This window comes from Gemmobacter aquaticus, from assembly GCF_007859075.1.
Classification (GTDB): domain Bacteria; phylum Pseudomonadota; class Alphaproteobacteria; order Rhodobacterales; family Rhodobacteraceae; genus Gemmobacter; species Gemmobacter aquaticus.
On record NZ_VOAK01000011.1, the window covers coordinates 1,311,843 to 1,335,095 of the forward strand.

At 61.5% G+C, this 23,253-nt stretch carries 19 protein-coding genes; 16 read left to right on the top strand and 3 right to left on the bottom strand.

Annotated elements, in window-relative coordinates; genetic code table 11:
- Positions 1-77: 77 nt before the first annotated feature.
- From FQU74_RS08490 to FQU74_RS08535, 10 genes are all read left to right on the top strand, one after another.
- Positions 78-974 (top strand): VOC family protein, encoded by an 897-nt coding sequence (locus FQU74_RS08490; protein WP_146285959.1) that lies wholly within the window; start codon positions 78-80, stop codon positions 972-974.
- A 78-nt stretch (positions 975-1,052) separates the two neighbouring features.
- Positions 1,053-1,919 carry a fumarylacetoacetate hydrolase family protein gene (locus FQU74_RS08495; RefSeq protein ID WP_146285960.1) on the top strand — a complete coding sequence of 289 codons (867 nt, stop codon included), beginning with the start codon at positions 1,053-1,055 and terminating at the stop codon, positions 1,917-1,919.
- 61 nt (positions 1,920-1,980) lie between these two features.
- Entirely contained in the window at positions 1,981-2,907 is a 927-nt protein-coding gene (gene kce, locus FQU74_RS08500) for a 3,5-dioxohexanoate:acetyl-CoA acetone transferase (RefSeq protein WP_146285961.1), read from the top strand.
- Positions 2,908-2,950: 43 nt separating this feature from the next.
- On the top strand, positions 2,951-4,087 hold the full coding sequence (locus tag FQU74_RS08505) for an OmpP1/FadL family transporter (RefSeq protein WP_146285962.1): 1,137 nt from the start codon (positions 2,951-2,953) through the stop codon (positions 4,085-4,087).
- Between the two features lie 413 nt (positions 4,088-4,500).
- Complete coding sequence (locus FQU74_RS08510) at positions 4,501-6,345, top strand: SulP family inorganic anion transporter (protein ID WP_206665004.1); 1,845 nt, start codon at positions 4,501-4,503, stop codon at positions 6,343-6,345.
- Entirely contained in the window at positions 6,308-7,147 is an 840-nt protein-coding gene (gene ppk2 / locus FQU74_RS08515) for a polyphosphate kinase 2 (protein ID WP_146285964.1), read from the top strand. Before FQU74_RS08510 ends, ppk2 begins: the two co-directional genes overlap by 38 nt.
- Before the next feature lie 77 nt (positions 7,148-7,224).
- Complete coding sequence (locus tag FQU74_RS08520; RefSeq protein WP_158635557.1) at positions 7,225-8,331, top strand: porin family protein; 1,107 nt, start codon at positions 7,225-7,227, stop codon at positions 8,329-8,331.
- Between the two features lie 53 nt (positions 8,332-8,384).
- Complete coding sequence (gene cax / locus FQU74_RS08525; protein WP_146285966.1) at positions 8,385-9,476, top strand: calcium/proton exchanger; 1,092 nt, start codon at positions 8,385-8,387, stop codon at positions 9,474-9,476.
- A gap of 238 nt (positions 9,477-9,714) precedes the next feature.
- Positions 9,715-11,382 (top strand): DUF3300 domain-containing protein, encoded by a 1,668-nt coding sequence (locus FQU74_RS08530; RefSeq protein ID WP_158635558.1) that lies wholly within the window; start codon positions 9,715-9,717, stop codon positions 11,380-11,382.
- Between the two features lie 19 nt (positions 11,383-11,401).
- Complete coding sequence (locus FQU74_RS08535) at positions 11,402-12,298, top strand: DUF2950 domain-containing protein (protein ID WP_158635559.1); 897 nt, start codon at positions 11,402-11,404, stop codon at positions 12,296-12,298.
- A gap of 71 nt (positions 12,299-12,369) precedes the next feature.
- Here the strand turns inward: FQU74_RS08535 and FQU74_RS08540 are convergent, their stop codons facing one another.
- A complete protein-coding gene (locus tag FQU74_RS08540) occupies positions 12,370-12,762 on the bottom strand; it encodes a hypothetical protein (RefSeq protein ID WP_146285969.1) in 393 nt (130 codons plus the stop codon).
- Between the two features lie 314 nt (positions 12,763-13,076).
- Here FQU74_RS08540 and FQU74_RS08545 point away from each other — a divergent pair, with 314 nt between their 5' ends.
- Together FQU74_RS08545 and FQU74_RS08550 are read left to right on the top strand one after the other, a co-directional pair.
- Complete coding sequence (locus FQU74_RS08545) at positions 13,077-13,439, top strand: hypothetical protein (protein WP_146285970.1); 363 nt, start codon at positions 13,077-13,079, stop codon at positions 13,437-13,439.
- Positions 13,440-13,451: 12 nt separating this feature from the next.
- Positions 13,452-13,661, top strand: a complete 210-nt coding sequence (locus tag FQU74_RS08550) for a hypothetical protein (protein WP_146285971.1) — start codon at positions 13,452-13,454, stop codon at positions 13,659-13,661.
- Positions 13,662-13,771: 110 nt separating this feature from the next.
- On the opposite strand, the gene FQU74_RS08555 is transcribed toward FQU74_RS08550, so the two are convergent.
- Positions 13,772-15,430: a tetratricopeptide repeat protein gene (locus tag FQU74_RS08555; protein ID WP_146285972.1), complete on the bottom strand. Its 1,659-nt coding sequence runs from the start codon at positions 15,428-15,430 to the stop codon at positions 13,772-13,774.
- Positions 15,431-15,631: 201 nt separating this feature from the next.
- Between FQU74_RS08555 and FQU74_RS08560 the strand changes: the two genes are divergently transcribed.
- The 4 genes from FQU74_RS08560 to aspT (FQU74_RS08575) all read left to right on the top strand — a co-directional run bounded on the left by FQU74_RS08560 (position 15,632) and on the right by aspT (FQU74_RS08575) (position 22,315).
- Complete coding sequence (locus FQU74_RS08560) at positions 15,632-15,898, top strand: hypothetical protein (protein WP_146285973.1); 267 nt, start codon at positions 15,632-15,634, stop codon at positions 15,896-15,898.
- Between the two features lie 121 nt (positions 15,899-16,019).
- The gene (locus FQU74_RS08565) at positions 16,020-18,761 is read left to right on the top strand and encodes a decarboxylase (protein WP_146285974.1); all 2,742 of its coding nucleotides are present in this window, start codon (positions 16,020-16,022) and stop codon (positions 18,759-18,761) included.
- Between the two features lie 101 nt (positions 18,762-18,862).
- On the top strand, positions 18,863-20,554 hold the full coding sequence (gene aspT / locus FQU74_RS08570) for an aspartate-alanine antiporter (RefSeq protein WP_146285975.1): 1,692 nt from the start codon (positions 18,863-18,865) through the stop codon (positions 20,552-20,554).
- Positions 20,555-20,620: 66 nt separating this feature from the next.
- On the top strand, positions 20,621-22,315 hold the full coding sequence (aspT, locus tag FQU74_RS08575) for an aspartate-alanine antiporter (RefSeq protein ID WP_146285976.1): 1,695 nt from the start codon (positions 20,621-20,623) through the stop codon (positions 22,313-22,315).
- Positions 22,316-22,449: 134 nt separating this feature from the next.
- On the opposite strand, the gene FQU74_RS08580 is transcribed toward aspT (FQU74_RS08575), so the two are convergent.
- Positions 22,450-22,791, bottom strand: coding sequence for a potassium channel family protein (locus tag FQU74_RS08580; RefSeq protein ID WP_146285977.1), 342 nt, complete (start codon positions 22,789-22,791; stop codon positions 22,450-22,452).
- Positions 22,792-23,253 lie beyond the last annotated feature (462 nt).

Below are 23,253 nucleotides of genomic sequence, written 5' to 3' on the forward strand. Positions count from 1 at the left end.
CACGGGGAAGCGAGTCGTGCCCCGCAGGCAGGCGCGTAGCGTCCCCGGCGCGCCGACGTCTATGGGAGGGAGATGACATGAAGAAATTCGACCCCAAGGTGTTCCAGCTTGGCTATGTGGCGCTAGAGGCGCCCGACCTTGAGGAAACCCGGGACCACTACATCGAAAACCTGGGTATGACCGAATTGGCACGGGGAGATGACGGGGCGGTTTACCTGTCGATCGGCCACTATCACCATGATCTGGTGCTGCGCCCGGCAGAGCAGAAATCACTGATGCACCTCGGCTATCAGCTGAAGCCGCATATCACGGTCGCTGACATGGCGCGTGCAGTGCAGGCGCTTGGTCTCAAGGCCGCAATCAAGACCGACAGCCAGCCGGGCGTTTCCGAGCTGGTCGAGGTCGTGGGGCCTGGCGGCAACATCTTCCAGTTCTACAACGAAATCGCGGCGCCGACGCCGGGCTACAAGCACTCCGGCGTGCCGATCCTTCGTCTGGGCCACGTTGCGGTGATCTCGCCCGAGGCCGAAAAGCTGATGGCGTTCTACGAAGACTTCCTTGGCTTCGTGAAGACCGACGACATTGCGGGTATTGCAAACTTCTACACCTGCAACCGCGAGCACCATGTCGTGAACATCGTTAACGTCCCGATGTCGCGCGTGCATCACATTGCCTTCGAACTGCGCGGCACGGCACATCATGCCCAAGCAGCCGATGCACTGGCGCGCGCCGGTGTGAACCAGCTTTGGGGGCCCGCACGCCACACCGCAGGCCACAACATTGCCGGCTACCACTACGATCCGAACCAGGTGATGGTCGAGCTCTACACGGAGATGGACGTCTTCATTCCCGAACTGGGCATTCAGGAGCCGCGCCCTTGGCACGAAGAAACGCCGATGCGTCCCAAGAGCTGGCAGCCCCACGAACTGAACGCCTGGGGCGCCGAGTACGGCTTTAACCTCGCCGCTGGCTGAAGTTGATCCGGCACAAGCCGTCTGCTGGCGAGCCAACGTCAGCAGGCCGCTTCTCCGGAAAAGTGAAAGAAACCAATCATGAGACTTGTACGTTTCTCCTCGGGCACTTCGCCCGCGGTTCTTGGCGTTTTGCTCGGGAACCGGGTGCATGCTCTGACGGATCTGGTGCCCAACGCCCCGTCGGATCAGCGCGATGTGATTGCCGACTGGGATCGGCTAAGCACTGCGATCGCCGCCGCTGTGCCCAGCACCGGCGGACTGCCTCTGGATCAAGTGACACTGCGCGCTCCCATTGCCCGTCCGGGCAAGATTCTTGGGATTGGCCTGAACTATGCCGACCATATCGAGGAATCGAAGGATGCCGGGCTCACCATCCCGACCTCGCAAGTCTGGTTCGCCAAGCTGCCCACGTCGGTCAACGATCCGGATGGCGACATTGAGCTGCCAAAGGCGTCGCCTATGCTCGATTATGAGGTTGAACTGGTGGCTGTCATCGGCCGTGGCGGGCGCCACATCAGCCGAGAGGAGGCGCCCGCCCATGTGTTTGGCTACGCCGTGGGCAATGACTACACCGTGCGTGACTGGCAGCACCGGACGCCGCAATGGACGGTGGGCAAGTCCTTCGACACCCATTGCCCCTTTGGACCAGCCATTGTCACAGCCGACGAGGTCAGCGACCCGCACGCGCTCGATATCCGGTGCTTTGTAAATGGCGAGCTGCGGCAAAATTCGAACACCCGGCATCTGGTCTTCAATCTTTGGGATCAGATCGCCGAACTTTCGCAAGCAATGACGCTGGAGCCCGGCGATCTGATCTTCACCGGCACACCAGGCGGGATTGGCTTCGGCTCGAAACCATATCGCCCGCTCAAGGTCGACGATGTCGTGCGAAGCGAGATCGACGGCATCGGAACGATCGAAAACCGCGTCGTCCAGGAACCGTGAACTCATGGCGGGCGGTGAGTGCCGCTCGTTTCGTCAACTCCCGCTCAGGAGAAGTGTTCTGATGTCGAAAAAGGCCATCATCACCTGCGCCATCACCGGCGGTGTCCACACACCTTCGATGTCCCCCTATCTGCCCGTCACCCCTGAACAGATCGCCAGCGAAGCCGTGGCCGCCGCAGAGGCGGGAGCCGCGATCATCCATCTGCACGCCCGCCACCCTGAGGACGGCCGACCCGATCCGAGCCCCGCGCGCTACATGGAGTTCCTTCCTGCGATCAAGGAGCGGACCAACGCTATCCTGAACGTCACGACCGGCGGCGGCCAGGGCATGACGCTGGAGGAACGGTACGCCGCCGCAGTGGCGACAAAGCCTGAACTCGCCTCGATGAACATGGGGTCGTTCAACTTTGCGCTGTTCGAGGCGGTCGATCGGATCCCCAACTTCAAGCATGCCTGGGAACGGACTTATCTGGAAGGGTCGAAGAACTTTATCCTGTCAAACACCTTTGCACAGATCGAATACGGCATGCGCATGCTGAGCGATCACGGCACGCGTTTCGAGTTCGAGTGCTACGATGTCGGCCACCTGTACAACCTCGCCCACTTCGTGGACCGCGGACTGGTCAAGCCGCCGTTCTTCGTCCAGTGCATCTTCGGTATCCTTGGCGCGATCGGGCCTGATCCAGAAAACCTGCTGCACATGCGTGCCACGGCCGACCGGCTTTTTGGCAAGGACTACCGGCTGTCGGTGCTGGCGGCCGGTCGTCACCAGATGCCCTTTGTCACGCTGAGCGCCATTCTCGGCGGCAACGTCCGGGTCGGGCTGGAGGATAGCCTATCCCTTGGCCGAGGTAAGCTCGCGAAGTCAAACGCCGATCAGGTCAGCAAGATCCGCCGCATCCTTGACGAACTGGGCATCGATATCGCCACGCCGGACGAGGCTCGGGAAATGCTCCAGACCAAAGGGGCGGCAAACGTCGGTTTCTGACCGGCTTCAGCAAAGTTCACATCAAATTCATGGGGAGGAGAACATGAACGAATTGCAGAGAACTGCGCGAAAGGCGCTTGGCACTGTGGCGCTTGCAACTGGAATCGGCGCGCCGGGCTTCGTGCATGCCGGCGCGCTGGAACAGGTGGTGCCAGACACGATCCGCCTGCTCTACGAAGAGGGAAGCCACCTGGAGTTCGGCACAATTTACGGCAAGCCCAAGCAAAGCGGCTCGGGTGCCACAATTCCTCTTGGTGGCGTTCCGACCACCATACCCGGCGAAACCGGTCAGATCTTCAACTCTTCGACCAGCTTCAACGGGGCATTCAAGACCGATCTTTCAGACAGCGTTTCGGTTCTGCTCGGGTTCGATCAACCCTACGCCGGCAACACGTCATATGGCGCCGGCACGTTTGCGGTTCCGGTCTACCAAGGCACTGATGCGCTGATGGAAACCTATCAGATCACGGGAGCGATTTCGTACGACGTGACTGATCAGGTCAAAGTCTTCGGAGGATTGCGCGCGCAGCGGTTCGACGCAGAATCCAATGTTGGGACCTTTGGCTATTCAGTAAATGCTGACAAGGATTGGGGCTATGGTTTCCTTGCGGGTGCGGCCTACGAGCGGCCCGAGATCGCGCTGCGCGTGGCCCTGACCTATTATTCGAGCATTGAGCACAACCTCAGCACGACTGAGTCTGTCGGCGGAAGCCTTTTCTACACCACCACTGATGTCGAAACGCCGCAATCAGTGAAGCTCGATTTCCAAACCGGTGTCGCGCCCAAGACCCTCGTGTTCGGCTATATCCGGTGGACAGACTGGACTCAGTTCAACGTGACGCCACCAGTTTTTGGAGAGGTCACGGGTGGCTTGCCGCTCGTTGCCTACGAGAGTGATGTCTGGACCTATAATATCGGGGTCGGGCGGCAACTCACAGATCGTCTGGCCGGGGCTTTCTCGATCACATACGAACCCGATACGAATGAAGCGATGCCGACGCTTGCCCCCTACGACGGGCAGCTGCTGGCAACCCTCGCGCTGAGCTACGATATGAACCCCTGGAACATCTCAGGCGGGGTGACTTTCGGAAAACTGGGCGATGCGCGCAATGCATTCGACACCGACTTCAATGACGGATCGATCTGGGGTGTTGGCGTCCGGGCATCGTACAACTTCTGATCTCGCGGCCCGGCTCGGCAGGACATCCGGAAAGTCGATGGCATGCAGCAATTCTTGGGCCAGTGCCCACCGAATTGCTGCCACCCGCCCCTGCAGGCCAGGTTATGTGTGCGTTTCCGCTGCTGCGTGGGCGGGGCGTATCCGCATCTCCCGCGCCTTCCGATCGCGGACAGGCGTGGGAGAGAAGGCTGCATCACACTGCGGCCACCAAGCTTGAAATGGATGGGCAGGACAGTCGAGCCGCTCCGGGTTTGCCAGAGACCCCAACGCCTCAGCAAAGTGGAGAATGATGAGCAAGACGACGGGCGTTGGCGCATGAAATAACAGTAACTAACACCGAAGACCTTACGCCCTGACGCATGCCGGCCTTAACCTGATCAGGTGGCATTGGCGCTCTGGCGCCCTTGGGCATCATGTCGGGAGCGGATCATGGCTTTGGAGGGACTTCGTCGGTCAGTCGCCACCACAAAGCGCTTCGGCAGGTGGTGATCATGGCGGTGCCGCACATCCCATCCAGTGCGTCGCGGCGATGGCCGATCCTGCAAAGTCTTCAGGGCTACCGGCAGGGCTGGATCGGAACCGACGTCTCGGCGGGCCTTGCGATCGCAGCTGTGGGGCTGCCCAGTGCGATTGCCTATCCCGCCATCGCAGGGCTTCCCCCTCAGACCGGGCTTTATGCCAGCATCGCCCCCCTTGTCGCCTATGCCATCTTTGGCCCGTCGCGACGCCTTGTGGTTGGCCCGGATGCGGCCACGATGACCGTCCTTGCCGCGATCCTGGGCAGTGTTGCCGTGCAATCGACCGATGATGCCGGCACAAGGCTGGCAATGGCCGCGCAACTGGCCTTGGCGGTCGGCTTGATGTGCTTTCTGGCCCGCGCGCTCAGGCTGGGGCTCATTGCCTCATTCCTGTCGCGCCCGATCCTCGTGGGATTCTTCGCCGGGATTTCGCTTTCGATCCTCGTCGGCCAACTGGGGCGTATGACCGGGGTGAAGATCGAGGCTGACGGCCTGTTGCCGCCGCTGGCTGAGTTGATGACCAAGGCGGAGTTCATTCATTGGCCGACGCTCGTGCTTGCCATCACGATGTTCGCCCTGCTGCAAGGCGCGCGCTATATGCGGCTGCCCGTACCCGGATCGGTCATCGTGGTGGTGGTTTCGGTCCTTCTCTCCTTTGTGCTGGACCTGCAGGGCCGGGGCGTTGCCATCGTCGGTGACCTGCCCGAGGGACTGCCCACCTTTGCGCTGCCTTCGGGGCCATGGCTGCCGCTTGAGGCGCTGGTGCTGGGTTCGAGCGCCATCTTCCTCGTCAGCTTTGGCGCAGGCATCATCACCGCACGCAGTTTTGGTGCCCAGACCGGAGAGCCGGTTGACGCCAACCGCGAGCTTGTGGGCTTTGGCGCGGCCAACATGGCGGCGGGGTTCTTTGGCGCATTCCCGGTCACCGCCTCGGATTCACGAACGGCGGTCAATATCTCGGTCGGCGGGCAGTCGCAGATCTCAAGCCTCGTGGCGGCCGGGGCGCTGATCGCGACGCTGCTGTTTCTGGGCCCTGCGCTTCGCCTTTTGCCCATCCCCGCGCTTGGGGCAATTCTCGCCTCAACTGCCATCGGTATGATCGACCTTGCCGCCCTGCGTCGGGTCTGGAGCATCAGCCGGATGGAGTTCGCCTTCGCGCTGATCGCCCTGCTTGGACCGCTCAGCCTTGGGGTGCTGCAGGGTGTGGCGATCGCCGTGGGGGCCAGCCTGGTCCACCTCTTGCGGCGAACGATGCACCCCAATGATGCCATTCTCGGCCGCATTCCGGACCGTGCCGGGTTCTACAAGATGCACCGCTTTCCGCAGGCACGTCCTGTTCCAGGACTGGGGCTCTTCGTCATTCAGGGCAGCATCCTGTTCTTCAACGCGGAAGTTATCCAGAACCGGATACGCGAGATCGCCGCCACGCAACCACAGGGCACCCGCTGGCTGGTGATGGATGCCGGCGTCATCAGCCAGATCGACACCACCGGCGCCGAAATGCTGGGTGAGATCGCGGACGAATTCGCGGGGGCTGGTCTGCGCTTCGGCCTTGCCGAACTTCACGCAGAGCCGCGGGAACTGCTGAGGCGCGCGGGCGTGCTCGACCGTATCGGGGCGGAGATGATTTTTGACGATCTGGAAGACGCGTTGCGCGCCTTCGGCGCAGATCAGGCAAACCAATCAGGGGAGGATAAGAGCCATGGGCAAGAAATCGAAAAAGCAGAAGCACAAGGATGACCGCGTCGCGCAGCCTGTCGTCGCGTCCGAGGAGAACGGCTTTTCCTACGCGAAAGAGCTTGAGCGCCTGCAGACCGAGGTTGCCCATCTTCAGGCTTGGGTAAAAGACAGCGGCGCGCGGATTGTGATCATCTTTGAGGGGCGTGATGCCGCCGGAAAGGGCGGTGTCATTCGCCGCCTGACAGAGCGGGTCAGCCCCCGCGTCTTTCGCGTGGTTGCGATGCCCACGCCCAGCGACCGCGAGAAATCACAGATCTTCATGCAGCGCTATATTGCGCACCTGCCGGCGGCCGGTGAGGTCGTGATCTTTGACCGTTCGTGGTACAATCGGCCGGGGGTTGAGCGTGTCATGGGGTTCTGCACGGAACATCAGGCGCGCCGCTTCCTTGAACTTGCTCCGAGGTTTGAGGCCGCAATCATAGAATCCGGGATCATCCTGCTGAAGTACTTCCTGGACGTCAGCGAAGCCGAGCAGGAGCGCAGATTCCGCCAGCGGATCGATGACCCGATGCGTCAATGGAAGCTGAGCCCGATGGACATCGAATCCTATCAGCGCTGGTGGGATTACACCGAAGCCTATTCAGACATGATCCGCATGACCGATACGCCCGCTGCGCCATGGTGGGTCGTGCCATCCGACGACAAGAAACGCGCAAGAATCAACGTGATCTCGCATATCCTGTCATCGATCCCATACAAACACGTGCCATTCGAAAAGCCGAAGCTTGGCAAGCGTCAGGCCCGGCCGAAGGATTTCGAGGCTGATATCGAGGTGCCGCGCACGGTACCTGACATGACATGATCTCTTGGGGACTGCAGACCTGCGGTGTCCGTCAATGGCCAGTTATCGGAACGAAACAGAAAGACAGGAGCGTTGCGATGAACCGTCTCTATCCACATAGTCTGGTTGCAGCGGCTGCGATGGCCTTGCTGGGCACCGAAGCCACCGCCCAGACCTTCGAGAATGACAGCGGCGGCTCGGTCCGGTTCTACGGGCAGTTCAGCCCGACCTGGTTGAGCTACGACGATGGCGAAGAGACCACGTCGACCCTTGCCGATAACGCCAACTCGAATTCCCGGCTCGGTTTCGTGATTACCCAGCCCTACGGCGACAACACCCTGAAGCTGACATTCGAGACCGCCTTGGGCTTTGTGCAGACCAGCGAGGTGATGAACGACGACGTGCCAGACTGGATTGACTGGCAACGTACAGACCTGCGCAAGTTCGAGGCCGCCTGGGAAGGGCAATACGGCACAATCACCTTCGGTCAGGGCAGCATGGCAACAGATGGGGCTGCGACGCTGGATGCATCGGGCACCAGCATCGCAGGCACAGTGACCGTCGATGACGTGGCGGGCGGCTTTGCCTTCCGCGACAGCGACGGCGTGCTGTCAGATGTTACGGTGGGCGATGCCTTCAATGATCTCGACGGTGGTCGGCGCTTCCGTCTGCGCTATGACACGCCCGACTATTCCGGTTTCAGCCTAGCCTTCGCCTATGGCCAGAACATCCTCGCCGAGGATGATGACACCGACTATTACGACGCAGCACTGCGCTGGTCCGGCGAGACGGGCGATTTCGATCTTTCTGCGGCAGCGGGCTATGCCTGGGCCGACCCGGATGACGGTGACACGCAAGAGCAGTTCTCTGCCTCGGCAACCCTGCTGCACCGTCCGACGGGCCTCAATCTTGCGCTGTCTGGCGGTACCGACCCCGACGGCGGCAGCTACGGATACATCAAGGCAGGATGGATCGGCGATATCTTCACCGTCGGCTCCACGGCGCTGTCCATCGACTACTACGACGGGCAGGACTTTGTGACCGACGGGTCGAGTTCGCAGGCCTTCGGCGTCTCGGCGGTGCAGACCTTCAAGGACCTCGATCTCGAAGTCTACGCTGGCTGGCGCAGCTACGAATATGCCGACGATGCAGCCGACTATCAGGATGCAGAATCCGTCCTGCTTGGAGCGCGCTGGCGTTTCTGAAGGGCAGATAGCCGGTCGGGATTTGCCCAAGCGGGCACAGCAGGAGCCAAGGGATGGGACATCTTCTGACGGAAATCCGGAAAAATCCGATGCTGTGGCTCTTGGTCGCCGTGCCGGTGGTCCTTGTGGCCGAGCGCACCAAACCAGATGCGCACACGCTGCTGTTTCTGCTGTCTGTGCTGGCCATCGTCCCGCTTGCTGCCCTTCTCAGCCGCGCGACCGAGGCGGTGGCCGCGCGCACAGGCGACAGCATCGGAGGGTTGCTCAACGCGACGCTGGGCAACCTGACAGAGATGGTGATCGCCTTTGCCGCGCTGAAGGCGGGCCAGTATGCCCTTGTAAAGGCCTCGATTGCCGGTGCGATCGTCACCAATTCACTGTTCATGCTGGGCGGGGCGATGCTACTTGGCGGGCTGCGCTATCACGTCCAGACCTTCAACGTCGTCGCTGCGCGGCTTCAGGCGATGCTGCTCTTTGCGGCAACCGTTGCGCTGCTGGTGCCCTCGCTGATCACGGCAGCCGACCGCGTGCCCGCAGGCCCGGCCGTTCAGAACCTCAGCGCGGCGCTGGCCGTGCTGCTGATCCTTGCCTACGGGCTGGGACTCGTCTTTTCGCTCGGAACGCACCGGTCAGAACTCGCCGCGATCGGACCGGAAAGCGAGCACGAGGAAACCTGGCCGCTTGCCCTCAGCATTGGCGTGCTGGCCGGTGTCACGGTTCTTGTGGCACTCGTGTCCGAGATATTCGTCGCCTCGGTTGAGGTCGCGGGCCATTCGCTCGGGCTGTCCCCTGCCTTTATCGGTTTCATCGTGGTGGCGCTGGTGGGGGCCGCAGCCGAGATGACAACGGCCTTTTCAGCCGCTATGCGCGACCGGCTTGACCTTGCCATCGGCATCGCGCTTGGCAGCGCCGTGCAGATTGCGCTGTTCGTGGCGCCACTTATGGTACTCCTCAGCTATGTGATCGGCCCGACGCCGATGGGTCTGCAGTTCTGGCCCGGCGCGGTCATCATGATGATGATCGCCGCCCTGACCGCGCGGTTTCTGACATCGGGCGGGCGGTCCACCTGGTTCGTGGGCGTGATGATCCTGGTCGTCTATGCGATTTTCGGGCTGACACTCTACCTTATCCCGCCGACACCCTGAACGCTTGGGGCCATCCGGGCATGTCACTGTAACCAACACCCCGGGGGCTGGATCGCGACCTGCGGTCTGGCCTAGCTTGGAACCGTGATGACCCGCAGGTGTGGGTATGAGCAAGGGATATGGTCAGGTTGCCTGTTGCGTTGGCGCTACCTGAGCGTCGCAACGAGCCTGGGCCGTCATACGGCACTCGCGCTGGCGTTTCGCAATGCCCGTGCAATCTTCGCGGAGGATGCTCAGCATGTCTGACAGAAAACGACGCCTGACACACCCGGCCCTGCTTGCCTGCATCGTCACCTTGGCCACCGGCTCGGTCACGATGGCGCAGCCTCTGGTTGGCGACGGAACGCTGGCCTGCGGAGGGGCGTACACGGTTGTGGCAGGCGACACGCTTAGCGCCCTTTCCGGGCGGGCATACGGTGATCCGCAGCTTTATGGCTTCATCGCCGATGCCAACTGGGACAGCCTTGGCGGCAATCCAGAAAATGTCTCGGTCGGCATGACCCTGACCATCCCTTGCATCGATGCCTCGGGCAAGGTCGTCACGGCGAAAGAGGCCGCCACGCAGGCCTCGTCCATCCAGGCGGCCATCGCCGCCGAAGGTCCGCTGACGCCCGAGCAGCTTGATACGCTCTTCGGGCCGGTTGCACTGTTTCCCGACCCCGTGCTCTCACAGTTGCTGGTCGCCGTGACCTTTCCGCTGGACGTCGTGAAAGCCGGGCGCTTCGTCGCCGAGAACGCCGATACGCCCGCCAAAGAGCGTGCAGCCAAGGCCGCGACCCAGCCGTGGGACCAGAGCGTTCGGGATCTGGCCGCCGCTTTTCCCGATCTTGTCACCCGGATGAGTGATCATATCGACTGGACCGAGCAGGCGGGCGAGGCCGTTATCGCCCAGACCGACGGCGTGCTGGACGCGATCCAGCGGCTTCGGTCCGAGGCGCAGGACAATGGCTATCTTGCCAACAACGCCGCCCAGACAGTCGTGACCCAAGGCGAGACGATCCAGATCACACCGACCGACCCCGGCGTGATTTATGTGCCGGCCTACGACAGTCAGGTGGTCTATACCGTGCCGGCGACCTCTCCGCCGCCCTACTATTATGACGACTACGACGATGTCGGTTGGGATGACGCCCTGCTGACTGGCGGCATCATCTTGGGCAGCGCGATCATCCTCGATGAAATCTTCGATGATGACGACTGGGACGGCTGGGATGACTGGAACAACGATGTCGACCTCGACTGGGACCGCGGCGACATCACCATTGATCGTGGCGACATCAACATCGACAGGGACAATATCAATATCGACCGGGACAACATCAATATCGACCGCGACAACGTAAACATCGACCGGGATAATCTCGGCAACCGCGTCGATCGCGAGAACCTCGGCAATCTTGCCGACCGGGAACGGCCCGAAGGTGGCCGCACCAGTATCGGCGACATGGACCGCCCGCAGATCGGCAACCTTCCCGCCGGTGCAGCAGGTGCGGCAGGTGCGGCCGGTGCGGCCTCCATCGCAAGCAAGGCCAGCCGTGACGCGGCACGGGAAAAGATCAACACACGCCAGAAGGCCGGCGGCAGCGTGGCCAAGCTACCGGCAACGCGCCCCGCCAGCGCAAAACGCCCTGATGCTGCGTCCCGCCCATCGGCGACAACGCGCCCTGCAACCGCTTCGCGCCCCTCGGCTGCGACGCGTCCATCAACAACCACGCGCAAGTCAACGGTATCGAAGCCCTCGACACAACGCGCCCCGACGGCGCGCGCGCCGAGCCGGTCAAACACCTTCTCCAAACCCTCGGGCAGTTCACGCGCATCGGCGGCCAGCAGCCGCGGGCGCAGCAGCGCAGGTGGCCGGTCAGGTGGCGGCCGGTCAGGTGGCGGCAGTCGTGGCGGACGGAGGTAACAAGATGGGAGCGTCAATCATGAGGAACGTTTTGATTGCCCTGATTGCGACCAGCGGTGCCGCATGGGCTGATCCGACCGTTTATCCGACCCCTGAGGCTGCGGTGGCCGATCTGATCAAGGCACTGGATGCGAAAGACCGGGCCGCCGTTCTCGGGATTTTTGGCCCTGAGGCCGAGGACATCCTGTCAACCGGAGACGCGGAGGAAGACCGCAAGATCTGGGGTGGTTTCCTGACGGATGCCAAAAGCAAAACCCTGATAGAGCCCGAGGGCGAAGATCGCGCCACGCTGATGGTCGGGCGCGAACTCTGGCCCTTCCCCGCCCCGCTGGTACGTCAGGCTAAAGGTTGGAGCTTCGATGCCGAAGCCGCCCGTGAAGAGGTGCTGATGCGCCGCATCGGCCAGAACGAGCTGACGATTATCGAGATCATGCGACGCGCCTCTGCGATTCAGCGGTTGTATCGTCGTACGGACCACGATGGCGATGGGGTGATGGAATTCGCGGCCTCGGTTCTCTCCAGCCCCGGCGCGAAGGACGGCCTGTACTGGCAAGAGGCGCCCGGCGAGGACCCGAGCCCGTTTGACGAAAAGCTCGCACGGGCCAGCCTGACAGGGTACAGCGTTGACGGAACGGACCGCGATCCTGAGCCCTATGAGGGATATTACTTCCGCATCCTTCAGGGACAGGGCGCCAAAGCACCCGGCGGGGCCTACAGCTATCTGGTCAATGGCAACATGGTCGCCGGATACGCCGTGGTCGCCTATCCGGCCATCTATGGCGATACCGGCATCATGAGCTTCATGGTCGGTGAGAACGGCGTGGTTCTTGAGGCGGATCTGGGCGAAGAAACCTTGAAGACCGCGATGGCCATCGAGCTGTTCGATCCCGGCGAGGAATGGGTGCCGGTCGAATGAAGAATGCCCCTGCGCGTACAAGCGGCGCGCGTGGGGGAAAATGACAGGCCCCGCGAGCCTGTCGTGCGGCGTTATTTTCCCAGCTTCATTTTCACGACCCGCGCCACGATGCCGCGTGTGATCGCATAGGGCAGGAAGCCAAAGATGAAGGCAACCAGCACCGCCTCGCCCGGATAGACCTTTCCGAAAACCAGGGTCTGATAAATGACATCAAGCGTAAGCGCCACGATTAGAAGGCGCCCGATCCGCTGCATGGCATCGCGCAAGAGCGCCCGTCGGCCCTTTGCGCCCGTGACGAGCGCAACAAGAAATGCAGGCCCCGCAGTTCGCCCGTCGCGAACCCCGTCGCGAAGGGCAAGAAGCGCCGCCACTGTCGGTTGCATGATGAAGCGGAACGACAGCGGCCCGTCCGGGCGGCTGAACATGTCGTGCCAGACACGCTGGGCGATCTCGTGAACGTCCATTCAGGTTTCTCCTTCGTGCCCGCGTCCAAATCGACATTTCCGGTCAAATGGCCCGGCACGCCCGACCACCGCACCTATGCCGCTACCGATGTGAGTAGAAGATGCTTTGCCGCGCAAGGGAACCCTGCATCTGTAAGTTACGGTGTCGCGGGCTTTACATGAGCGGGAGCGCCTTGCCGATCACTGAGACAAGACCCTGCGGTCATGATCCGGGCGGATACATTTTCGCGACGTGCGGGCAAATCAGCGATTGCAAGGCCAAGTGGCTTCGAACGAAACTCGCACAGCATTCTAACAAGCGAAGAGGAAGTCTGATGAAACCTGCACTCCAGGATTGCGCACGGAAACAAACGCTCCGTCAGTGGTCAGGCATGAGGCTCGCGTGCACGCTCCTCGCCGCGCTGACGATGCCGTCGCAGGGCTTCGCAGAGGGCGCGAGTTTCCGTGATTTTCCCGTCGTGATCTTCTGTAATTATAATAACCTGGAACATGCCTACTACTTCTCACAGCTCGATATGGATGGCCGTGCGATCTACATGACGCCGGACCGTCAAGCCGGCACGATAACTCTTGAGGGGATCGCCGAGAGGATCGGGGGAGACAGATCCGGCAATTGCGCGCGCAAGACGCTGGATGAACTGCGTACAGACGGCCAGGCGTACGACTTGACGAAGTGACACGGAAACGTCGTGCAGCGCCCCGGACTTGATCCGGGGCGAAGCCGGATCAGCTGGGATATCGGCGATGTCAGAGCTTCCGCCACCCCCGTCGATGTTGGCGGATTTGACGTCCAGCGACCCGGCGCAAACCGCATCGAAAACCTTTGCACCAGCAGTCACGACCGGATCGAAGACTTCAACCTCGGATCCTTCCAGTTGCTTGGCACCGCGCGTCATTGACACCAACGGCCTCATCCGCGCCGTCATCCTGCGCAAGCAGGCTATCAACAATCATGCCTCTGCAATCGCGGTAGCAAGGCGGCCATTGACGGCGAAAATGAACGAGGCAGTCAGAGTCGTTCCCGTGCCTGCGACCTGGGCCTTGCGCTGAAGCCGACACTACTCAGGCCCGCCTTGCGCAGCGATTGGCCGAGGGCTGCGATCAGATCCTCATGCAAGTTACGGGAACGCAGGTCCTCTTCGATGTGACAGCCGTAATCGGGGTCGACGCGCTCCAACTGGACCACCGCCGCGCGGGCCTCGTCCTCCAACCCAAGCTCGGCGGCAGCGGCCGCCCGCATGATATGGGTATAGATCACTTCCGGTGCTTGGGCCTTTCGTGCCTCCTCCAATGCCGCGTCGTAACGGCCCGCAGAATAATGATAGAGGAATGCGGTGATGCGATAGAGGACGAACAAAAACGGGTCGCGCGTGACCGCTTCGCAGTAGAGTTGCATCGCGGGTTCCCATTGCATCCTCATGGCCAGACGCAAGGACAGATCAGCTGTAAGTTCCGCGTCATTCGGGTTCAGCCGCATCGCGGTCCGATACGACGACAAACTCTCCTCAACCTGCAGGGCGAACCACTGCGCAAGAGCAAGCGCGTGGAAGGCGCTGCTGGAATTTGGCGCAAGATGCACCGCCCGAATTGCCAGCCCCATCGCCGCCTCGCGCAGCCCCTGAGCCTCGCCGCCGTCAACGTACTTCAGGCGCACGGCATTGATATAGTGCATCGACAGACTGGCCAGACCCTCGGCATAGCCGGGGTCCTGCGCAACGGCCCGCTCAAGACCACGGCGCACATCCGCGAACCGCGCGCGGTCGTAGGTGCGGATGAAGTCATAATAGTCGAGGACGGCACGATAGCTGCCGATGTGGAGCGGGCTCTCTCCCTCACTGTCGAGCGCGCGACTATGAAGGATGCCGTAGGGTTGAGCCAGCCGTTGGACGACCTGATTGGCGATCTCGTTGCGCAGATGGATAAGCTCGGCGGGGATCAGGTAACGCTGGAACCGCTCGGTCCAGACGAAGCGGCCAGAGGGAAGTTCCTGCAGCAGCAGGTCAATGGTCAGGCCTGAGGCGCTGAATGTCACGGTGCCCGACAGCACAAAATCCACGTCATAGTCAGCCGCGAGGAGGTGCAGATCAGGATGTGTCGCCACACCATCGCCCTCGATAATGCCAAAGACCTGCACGCTGTCGAAACGCGTGAGCCCCATGATCAGCTGCCGGGCAAAGCCTGCACCGAAACTGCCAAAGCCCGCATCTGGCCCCTCTTGCTCCAGGTGACTGACGAAGATGCGCGGCCCCCGTCCCGCTCGACAAGTTGGTACCTTTGCCCTCGGTGGCGGCGCCAAGGGGGGCTCAATGCCACCACCTTCGACACGCTCAAAGTTGGGAACATAGGTTCCCTTCGGGATCACGATCCGCACGCGGTCGGTGGCACCTGCAGTCAGATAGTAATGTTCAAGTGCACGGCGAAGTCGTCCAGCCTCTATCCGCACGATGGAATCTTGCTGGGGGTCAAAGTCATCGCTGCGCCCGAAGGCCGCCGTAGCGATGGTATAGGCCTTGATCCGGCTTGCCCGCCCGGCCAGTGTCTCTTCGACGACAAAGGTCAGAAACTTGCGATGCCTGACCGACGATGCGAACCCCGCCGATGAGTTGACCTGCGCAAGTTCGTCCAGCACATCCTGAGATGTAAGCCCGGCAGGCAGATCGCTGGCCAAGTTGCACCTCCGCCGAAATAATGAACCCCGATGTTTATATGGACACCAGATTTCTGCTTTGAGCCTAGTGAACGGTCGGCCATCAAACAAGCGTGAATTCGCGACGGATCCCACCCCCCGGCCCGCATCACGTCACGGTTACATACTTTATTTTGGGCGCTGAACCCGCATTCTTGGCCATCAACTTTGCGGGGGAAGCCCATGGGCCAAGCATACCAGCAAAGCTCCGGCTTTCGTCGGCTTCTTTCAAGGTTTCCGGGGCGCGAGGATGCGATCCGACTTGCCGCACTCAAAGACCAACGGTTCCGGGCTTTGTGCGACGATCTGCTTCTCGCGATCGAAACACTCGAGCGGTTCGAGCATCGCCCAGATGCCGCACACCGCATCGAGATCCCCGAGTACCGACGCCTCATCGCCGAACTTGAGGCAGAACTCGTGGACTATTTCGCAACGCGGCGGCGCGGCTGAACCCGCCTGCAAAACGTCACCGTAACTAACATGCCGCCAATGGAGCAACCCGAGAGCCAGAACCTAGGCTTTTCCAAGGGCCAGCGGAAAACGCGCAACAAAATTCGATTGGAGGACCCCGATGAACAAGCAAAGAACCGCGTCAAAATCCAGGCCAGCCGACCAGGATCGCATCGACAACCTGTTTTCCGTCCCTGGGGCCCGCGCTGATCGCTGGCGTGCCTTGCATTCTGCCGCTGTCGACTGGGCGCGCGGACATGCAGGCCGCGAACCGGTGGAAGCGGCACTTGAGGATTTTGGCGCCTACGAGGAGTTTTTCGCCTATCCCGGCCAGCGGCTTGTATCGGTCCTTAAAGATCGCATCGCGACAGGAGATGCTGAGGGCGCCGCGCGCCTTGCCCGCCGCCTGTCGGAATCCATCCTGACACGTTCCTACAAACACGATACCGGTGCTTGGGACGCGGTGGACCAATCCACCGAACCGTCTGTCGAGCTTTCGTCAAGCTTCAGCACGCGCGAAGGAACACATCGCCCCTACTTTGAAATGCTGGTCGTGTCGCCCTATGCGGCTGAACGCGGAGCCCTGATCGGGGCCGAGATGCGCAAACTGCGCCGGCGCGAAGATCCCTTCGTCTATGAAACCGTCTCCGTCCCCTCGTTCGAGGACGCGGTCTGCGCCATCCTTCTCAACCCCGCCATCGCGGCTGTCACCTTGTACGAAGGCTTTGAGTTCGCGTCGCGCCATGCCGCGCCAGTGCTGCGCAGCGTTCTCGCTGCGGCAGGCTTTGACGAGGCGCATCTTCGGGGCGAGGATATGCTGCTGGCCCTGGCAGACGGGCTGAAACGCCTGCGGCCAGAGATCGACATCTACATCCTTTCGGACCGGCATGTGGAGCGGATCGCAGGTGATGCGCGCGCTACGTCCGTACGCCGCGTCCTCTACTCGGTCGAGGAAATGCTGGAGTTGCACCTATCGGTGCTTGAAGGCGTCGGCGACCGTTTCCGTACACCCTTCTTCGACAATCTGAAGAAATACGCGACGCGGCCGATCAGCACGTTCCATGCCCTGCCGATTGCGCGCGGAAAGTCTGTGTTCAAGTCAGACTGGATCCGCGACATGGGCGAGTTCTACGGCCTGAACATCTTCCTTGCGGAATCGAGTGCGACGACCGGTGGCCTAGACAGCCTTCTGGAACCGACGGGCAACATCAAGGAAGCGCAAGAGATGGCCGCGCGCGCGTTCGGCGCCGACCATGTCTTTTTCGTCACCAACGGCACCTCCACATCGAACAAGATGGTTCACCAGGCCCTGATTGCGCCGGGCGACATCGTTCTGCTGGATCGCAACTGCCACAAGTCGCACCATTACGGGCTTGTCCTCGCGGGTGGGCAGCCCCTCTACATCGACGCCTTCCCGATGACGGAATACTCGATGTATGGGGCGGTGCCGCTGAAGCGCATCAAGAAGGCACTGCTTGACCTGAAGGCCGAAGGTCGACTTGATCGCGCCAAGATGGTTGACCTGACGAACTGCACCTTCGATGGTCACATCTACAATTGCCGCCGGGTGATGGAGGAATGCCTTGCCATCAAGCCGGACCTGATCTTCCTCTGGGATGAGGCATGGTTCGGCTTCGCGCACTGGTCGCCGTTCCTGCGACCCCGCACCGCCATGGGAGCCGCCGATACCATCGAGAAATGGATGGCGGACCCCGCCTCAGTCACCGCCTGGGAGAAGCAGCAGGCAGAATTGGGCGATAACCCATCGTCCGAGAAACTTCTGGCAACACGCCTGATCCCGGACCCGCGCAAGATCAAGATCCGCGTCTATCAGACCAACTCGACGCACAAGTCGATGTCTGCCCTGCGGCAGGGCTCGATGGTGCTGGTGCGGGACGTAGACTTCCGCACGGTCGAGGCACAGTTCCACGAGGCTGTGTTCACCCACGCCTCGACCTCGCCCAATCAACAGCTGATCGCCAGCCTCGATGTGGCGCGGCGACAGATGGAGCTGGAGGGCTACGGACTTGTCGCCAACGCAATCGAGATCGCGCTCGATATCCGGCGCGAGGTGAACCGGCATCCGCTTATATCGAAGTACTTCCGTATCCTTGGCGCCGACGAGATGGTGCCTGCGGAATACCGCGAAAGCGGCTTTGTCGATTTCATGACCGAAGGCATGAATTTTGCCGATCAGGTCCGCTCGATGAACGAGGACGAGTTCTGTCTGGATCCCACGCGCATCACGCTTGTGTGCGGCACGGCGGGCTTTGACGGAACGCAGTTCAAGAAGCTGATGGCCGATGAACACGACATCCAGTTCAACAAGACCTCGCGCAATTCGGTTTTGCTTCAGTCGAATATCAACAACACGCGCAGCGACGTCGCGCAGTTGATCAGGGTGCTGATGCAGATCTGCGATCAGATCGAGGATCAGTTGGCACAAGGCGGCGACAATGGTCGCAAGCTTTTCGCGGCCCGCGTCAAATCCCTGATGGAGGATGTGCCGGACTTGCCCGACTTCAGCCATTTCCACGAGGCTTATCGCGGGGATGCAGGCAAGCTGACGCCAGAGGGCGACATGCGCCGGGCCTTCTACGGCGCCTACTACCCCGAAGGGTGCGAGTATGTGCCCATTGACAGCGCGGAATGCGATCAGCGGCTGAAGCAAGGGCCCGAGATGATCTCGGCGAATTTCGTGATTCCCTATCCGCCGGGATTTCCGATCCTCGTGCCGGGACAGGTCGTGACCCAGGCCACAATCGACTTCATGCGCAAGCTCGATGTGAAAGAGATCCACGGCTACGAACGCGCCCGCGGCCTGAAGCTCATCCGGCCCGACCACGCGGCCGACAGGCACTGAACTCGGACAACCGATCGCCGGGGGATGCCCCGGCGGTCAAGGCACCCGTTCGACACCCCCCTGCTCCCGGTCGGACGTTCACGCTTCACGAGGGATGACACATGTTGAACTACATCGCAGAGACGTTGCGCGGGAATCCTCAACTGGCGATTTTCGTCACATTGGCCATCGGTTACTGGATCGGCGCCCGCCGGTTCGGCAGTTTCAGCCTCGGCGCCGTGACCGGAACGCTGCTTGTCGGCATTCTCGTCGGTCAGATCGGCATCGAGATCTCTGGTCAGGTGAAGTCGATCTTCTTCATCATGTTCCTGTTTGCGGTGGGCTTTGGCGTCGGCCCGCAATTCGTCCGCGGCATTGCATCGGACGGGGCGCCCCAGGCTTTGTTCGCCGTGGTTGTATCGACGCTGTGCTTGCTTTCGGTCTACATCGCAGCACTTGTGGCGGGCTACGGTCCCGGCCTTGCCGCAGGGCTGCTTGCCGGGGCGCAGACAATCTCGGCCTCTATGGGGCTTGCGACCGATGCGATCAACGCCTCGGGCCTGACGCCCGAAGAGGCGAAGGCCCAGTTGGACCTGATGCCGGTGTCCTATGCCATCACCTATCTGTTCGGCACGGTCGGAACGGGTTGGATACTCGCGTTTCTTGGCCCAAAAATCCTGCGCATCGATATCGCGGCAGAGTGCGCGCGCTATGAGCGTGAGATGTCGGCTGGGGCAACCGAGTCCGGCTTCATCAGCGGGCGTCGCAAGCGCGAGTTTCGTGCGTATCAGATCCGCGAGGGCGGAAAGGCGGTCGGCCTGACAATCGGACAGGCCGAACGCGACCTGCTCCCCGGTGAGCGGATCTTCGTCGAGGGGCTTCGCCGCAACGGCGAGATCATCGCGCATGCCATCGATACCGTCCTGAAACCTGGCGACGTGGTGGCCGTCGCCGGTCGGCGCGAGGTGCTGGTGAACGTGCTGGGTTCGGGCGTTGAGGTTGATGACGCGGAGCTGCTTGATGTCCCCGTCGAGGCGGTGGACGTCCTGATCACCAACAAGGCGCTCGATGGCCGCACTTTGGCCGACGCCGGACAAGAACCCTATGCCCGTGGGGTATTTCTGAACTCGATCCGGCGCGGCTCGGCCGCGGTCAGCATCCCTGTGTTGCCGCAGACAAAGCTCAATCGCGGCGACATTCTGCGGGTATCCGGCACGACCGCTTCTATCAACCGGTTCGTCGCAGCTGCCGGCTTTGCTGACAGACCCGTGACCGTCACCAATATGACGCTGGTCGGACTTGCGATCCTGATCGGAGGACTGATCGGGGCCTATGTCCTGCCGATTGGCGGCGTTCCGATCACCCTGTCCACGTCGGGCGGTGCGCTCATTGCCGGGATCTTTGTGGGCTGGCTGCGCACAGTGAAACCGCAGATCGGGAACGTCCCGCAACCGACACTCTGGTTCATGAACTCTGTCGGCCTGAATGTCTTTATCGCGATTGTGGGGATCAGCTCGGGTCCGACCTTCATCGCAGGGCTGAAAGAGGCGGGCTTTGGCATCTTCTTCTGGGGATTGTTCGCCACCGGCGCGCCCATGCTGCTTGCCCCCCTGATCGGCAAGTACATCTTCCGCTTTGACCCGGCGATCAACCTTGGCTGCTGCGGCGGCGCGCGCACCTCGACCGCTTCGGTGGCGATGGTGGGCGAGGTGGCGAAGTCTGATGTGCCGATGCTGGGATACACGGTCCCCTATGCCGTCTCGAACACGCTGCTGACCCTTTGGGGACTTGTCATCGTCCTTCTGATTATCTGACGGCCCTTGATCAAGGGCCGCTGACTTTACGGCAAAGGCAGAGAGTTCCATCAGTGGAGTGCGGCCATGGAATGGCTTTCCGGTTTTCTCGAATCCTACCCCGAGTTGGCGGTCTTCCTTGCGATCTCGATCGGGTACATGCTTGGCGATGTGAAGATCGGGGGCTTTTCCTTTGGGCCCGTGACCGGATCGTTGGTCGCTGGAATCCTGATCGGCCAGATCGCCGAAGTGCCCGTCTCGGCAATGGCGAAGTCCTTCCTGTTCCTGCTCTTTCTGTTTGGTATCGGCTATTCGGTCGGGCCGCAGTTCATGCAAGCAATGAAGCGGGACGGATTGCGCGCCGTCCTGCTCGCCTCTGTCTGCACGACGACGGGGCTGCTCGTTGCCTATACGGCCTCACGGATTCTGGGTCTTGATCCGGGGTATTCCGCCGGAATGCTCTCTGGCGGGCTGACCCAAAGCGCAGCAATGGGCACCGCGACAGAGGCGATCAACAATCTTGCGATCCCATTGGAGGAGCAGCAACGCTACGTCGCCCACGTGGGGGTTGCAGATGCTGTCTGCTATCTTTTCGGCGTAGTGGGTGCGATCTGGTTCTGCAGTTCGCTCGCCCCCAAACTGCTTGGCGCAGATCTTGAGGCTGAAGCCAGGAAGATGGAGGCGGAGCTTGGGCTGGAGCCCACCCATCAGGGGGTTCTGTCCGGCTACCGCCAGTTCGAGATGCGTGCCTACCGGCTGCCCGCAAATGCCGAGGTGGTGGGCCTGACCATCCAGCAGGCCGAACAGCGCCGTGCTGAGGACCGTTTTTTCATCCCGCGTCTTCGCCGCGAGGGGAACATCCTTCTCGCCACCCCGGACCTGGTCCTTAAGGCTGGGGATGTGATTGCCGTAACCGGACGTCGCAAGGCGATGATCGAAAAGATCGGCGACCCGCATGATGCCGAGATTGACGACTTTGAGTTGCTGGATATCCCCATGAAGGTTGTCGATGTCCTGATGTCGCGACGCGAACTCGACGGGCGCCAACTGGCTGACATCGCGACAGAGCCCTGGACGCGCGGGATCTATCTGCGCACATTGCGGCGCGGTGCAGAGAATGTGCCGATTGGCGCAAAGATGGAGCTGTTTCGGGGGGACGTGCTGACGCTGGTCGGCCCGGAAGATGCGGTAGATGCTGCCGCGAAGAAGATCGGACCGATCATTGCCCCGACAACCAGCACCGATTTCGTAGTGCTTGGTCTGGCCATCTTTCTCGGCGGGATGGTGGGCGTGCTGGTCAAGTTCACCATTGGCGGCGCGGTCATTTCGCTTGGAACGAGCGTCGGGGCGCTGGTCGCAGGTCTTGTCGTGGGGCACATGCGCACAAGGCATCCGCTTTTCGGGCGCATCCCGGATGGTGCCGTGGCGCTGATGACCTCGCTTGGGCTGGCCGCCTTTGTCGCGATGACAGGGCTTCACGCGGGCCCGGTGTTCCTCGATGCGCTGCGCGATGCAGGCATCGGTCTCTTCTTCGGTGGCATGGCGGTGACTCTGACGCCGCTCCTCGTGGGCCTCGCCTTCGGCCGTTACATCCTGCGGATGCCGCCAGTCCTGCTACTCGGCGCGCTTGCCGGCGCGTTGACGATGACAGCCGCAATGGGCGCCGTGCAACAGAGGTCGAAAAGTCCGGTTGCAGTTTTGGGTTACACCCCGGCCTATCCGATCGCGAACATCCTGCTTACCCTCTGGGGAACGGTGATCGTGATCCTGACCGCCGGCTGAATGCCCGGGGTGCAAGGCACGGGCCGGCAGGACGGTGATGGGCCAAGGAGGTTTCATGTCCGTTCGCAACGGATAACGACCCGTGGGCCAGCGGGCACCCGCGAGTGCCAATCAGGAAATCCGGCTGCCGCCGATCAGTCCTTCTTGCGCTGTTCCTGCAAAGCCCGGATCACCGCTTCGGCCAAAGTGGAAACGGTCAAAACGAAGATGCCGATCCCTACGACGAGGAACGCCACTGTGAACAACTTGCCCGGGATTGTCCTGGGCGCCAGATCGCCATACCCGACCGTCGCCATCGAGACGACCGAAAAGTAGAAGGCGTCGAGGACCCCCCAGCCCTCGATAAGCCAGAACCCAAGGGTACCTGCTCCGGCCACCAAAGCCGATATCAGCAGCAGTGCCTGCACGCGGGGCGCCCGAAACGCCATGTGCAACGCACGGCTGATTTCGATATATGCGACAAAGAGGTTCCTCATGATCACACTACCTAAAGCCTTCCGTCGCACCCCACAATAATGAGCATCATGGCAGGTGCGTGCGTGCTCCACCCGCCAGAAGGCCAAACATCAAGTGCTTTGGAAAGGGACGACGATCCGGGCTTGGCCCGCATGCCGCTGGGCGTACCCAGCTTGAGCGCCCCACCGCGGTCACACGCGGTATGCATGCGACAGACGCGGCGATCGACTCGGCAGGCTGCCTGTCAACTTGACTGCCCCGACTTTGTTGCCCCGAGACCAGTCGTGAAACATGCGCACCACAGATCCGACGTGCAATCGCCACGCGCGAAAACCTATCGCGCCTTAACACGCTCAGATTGCGCATCTGATGAAAATCTAACCAACCTTGACACTTCTGCGCTTGGCCTATTGCAGGCGGCACTTGCCTTACAAACCAATCTCCGACACCTTGAGCCGTGCGGAATTTTGTTGAACCGCGAC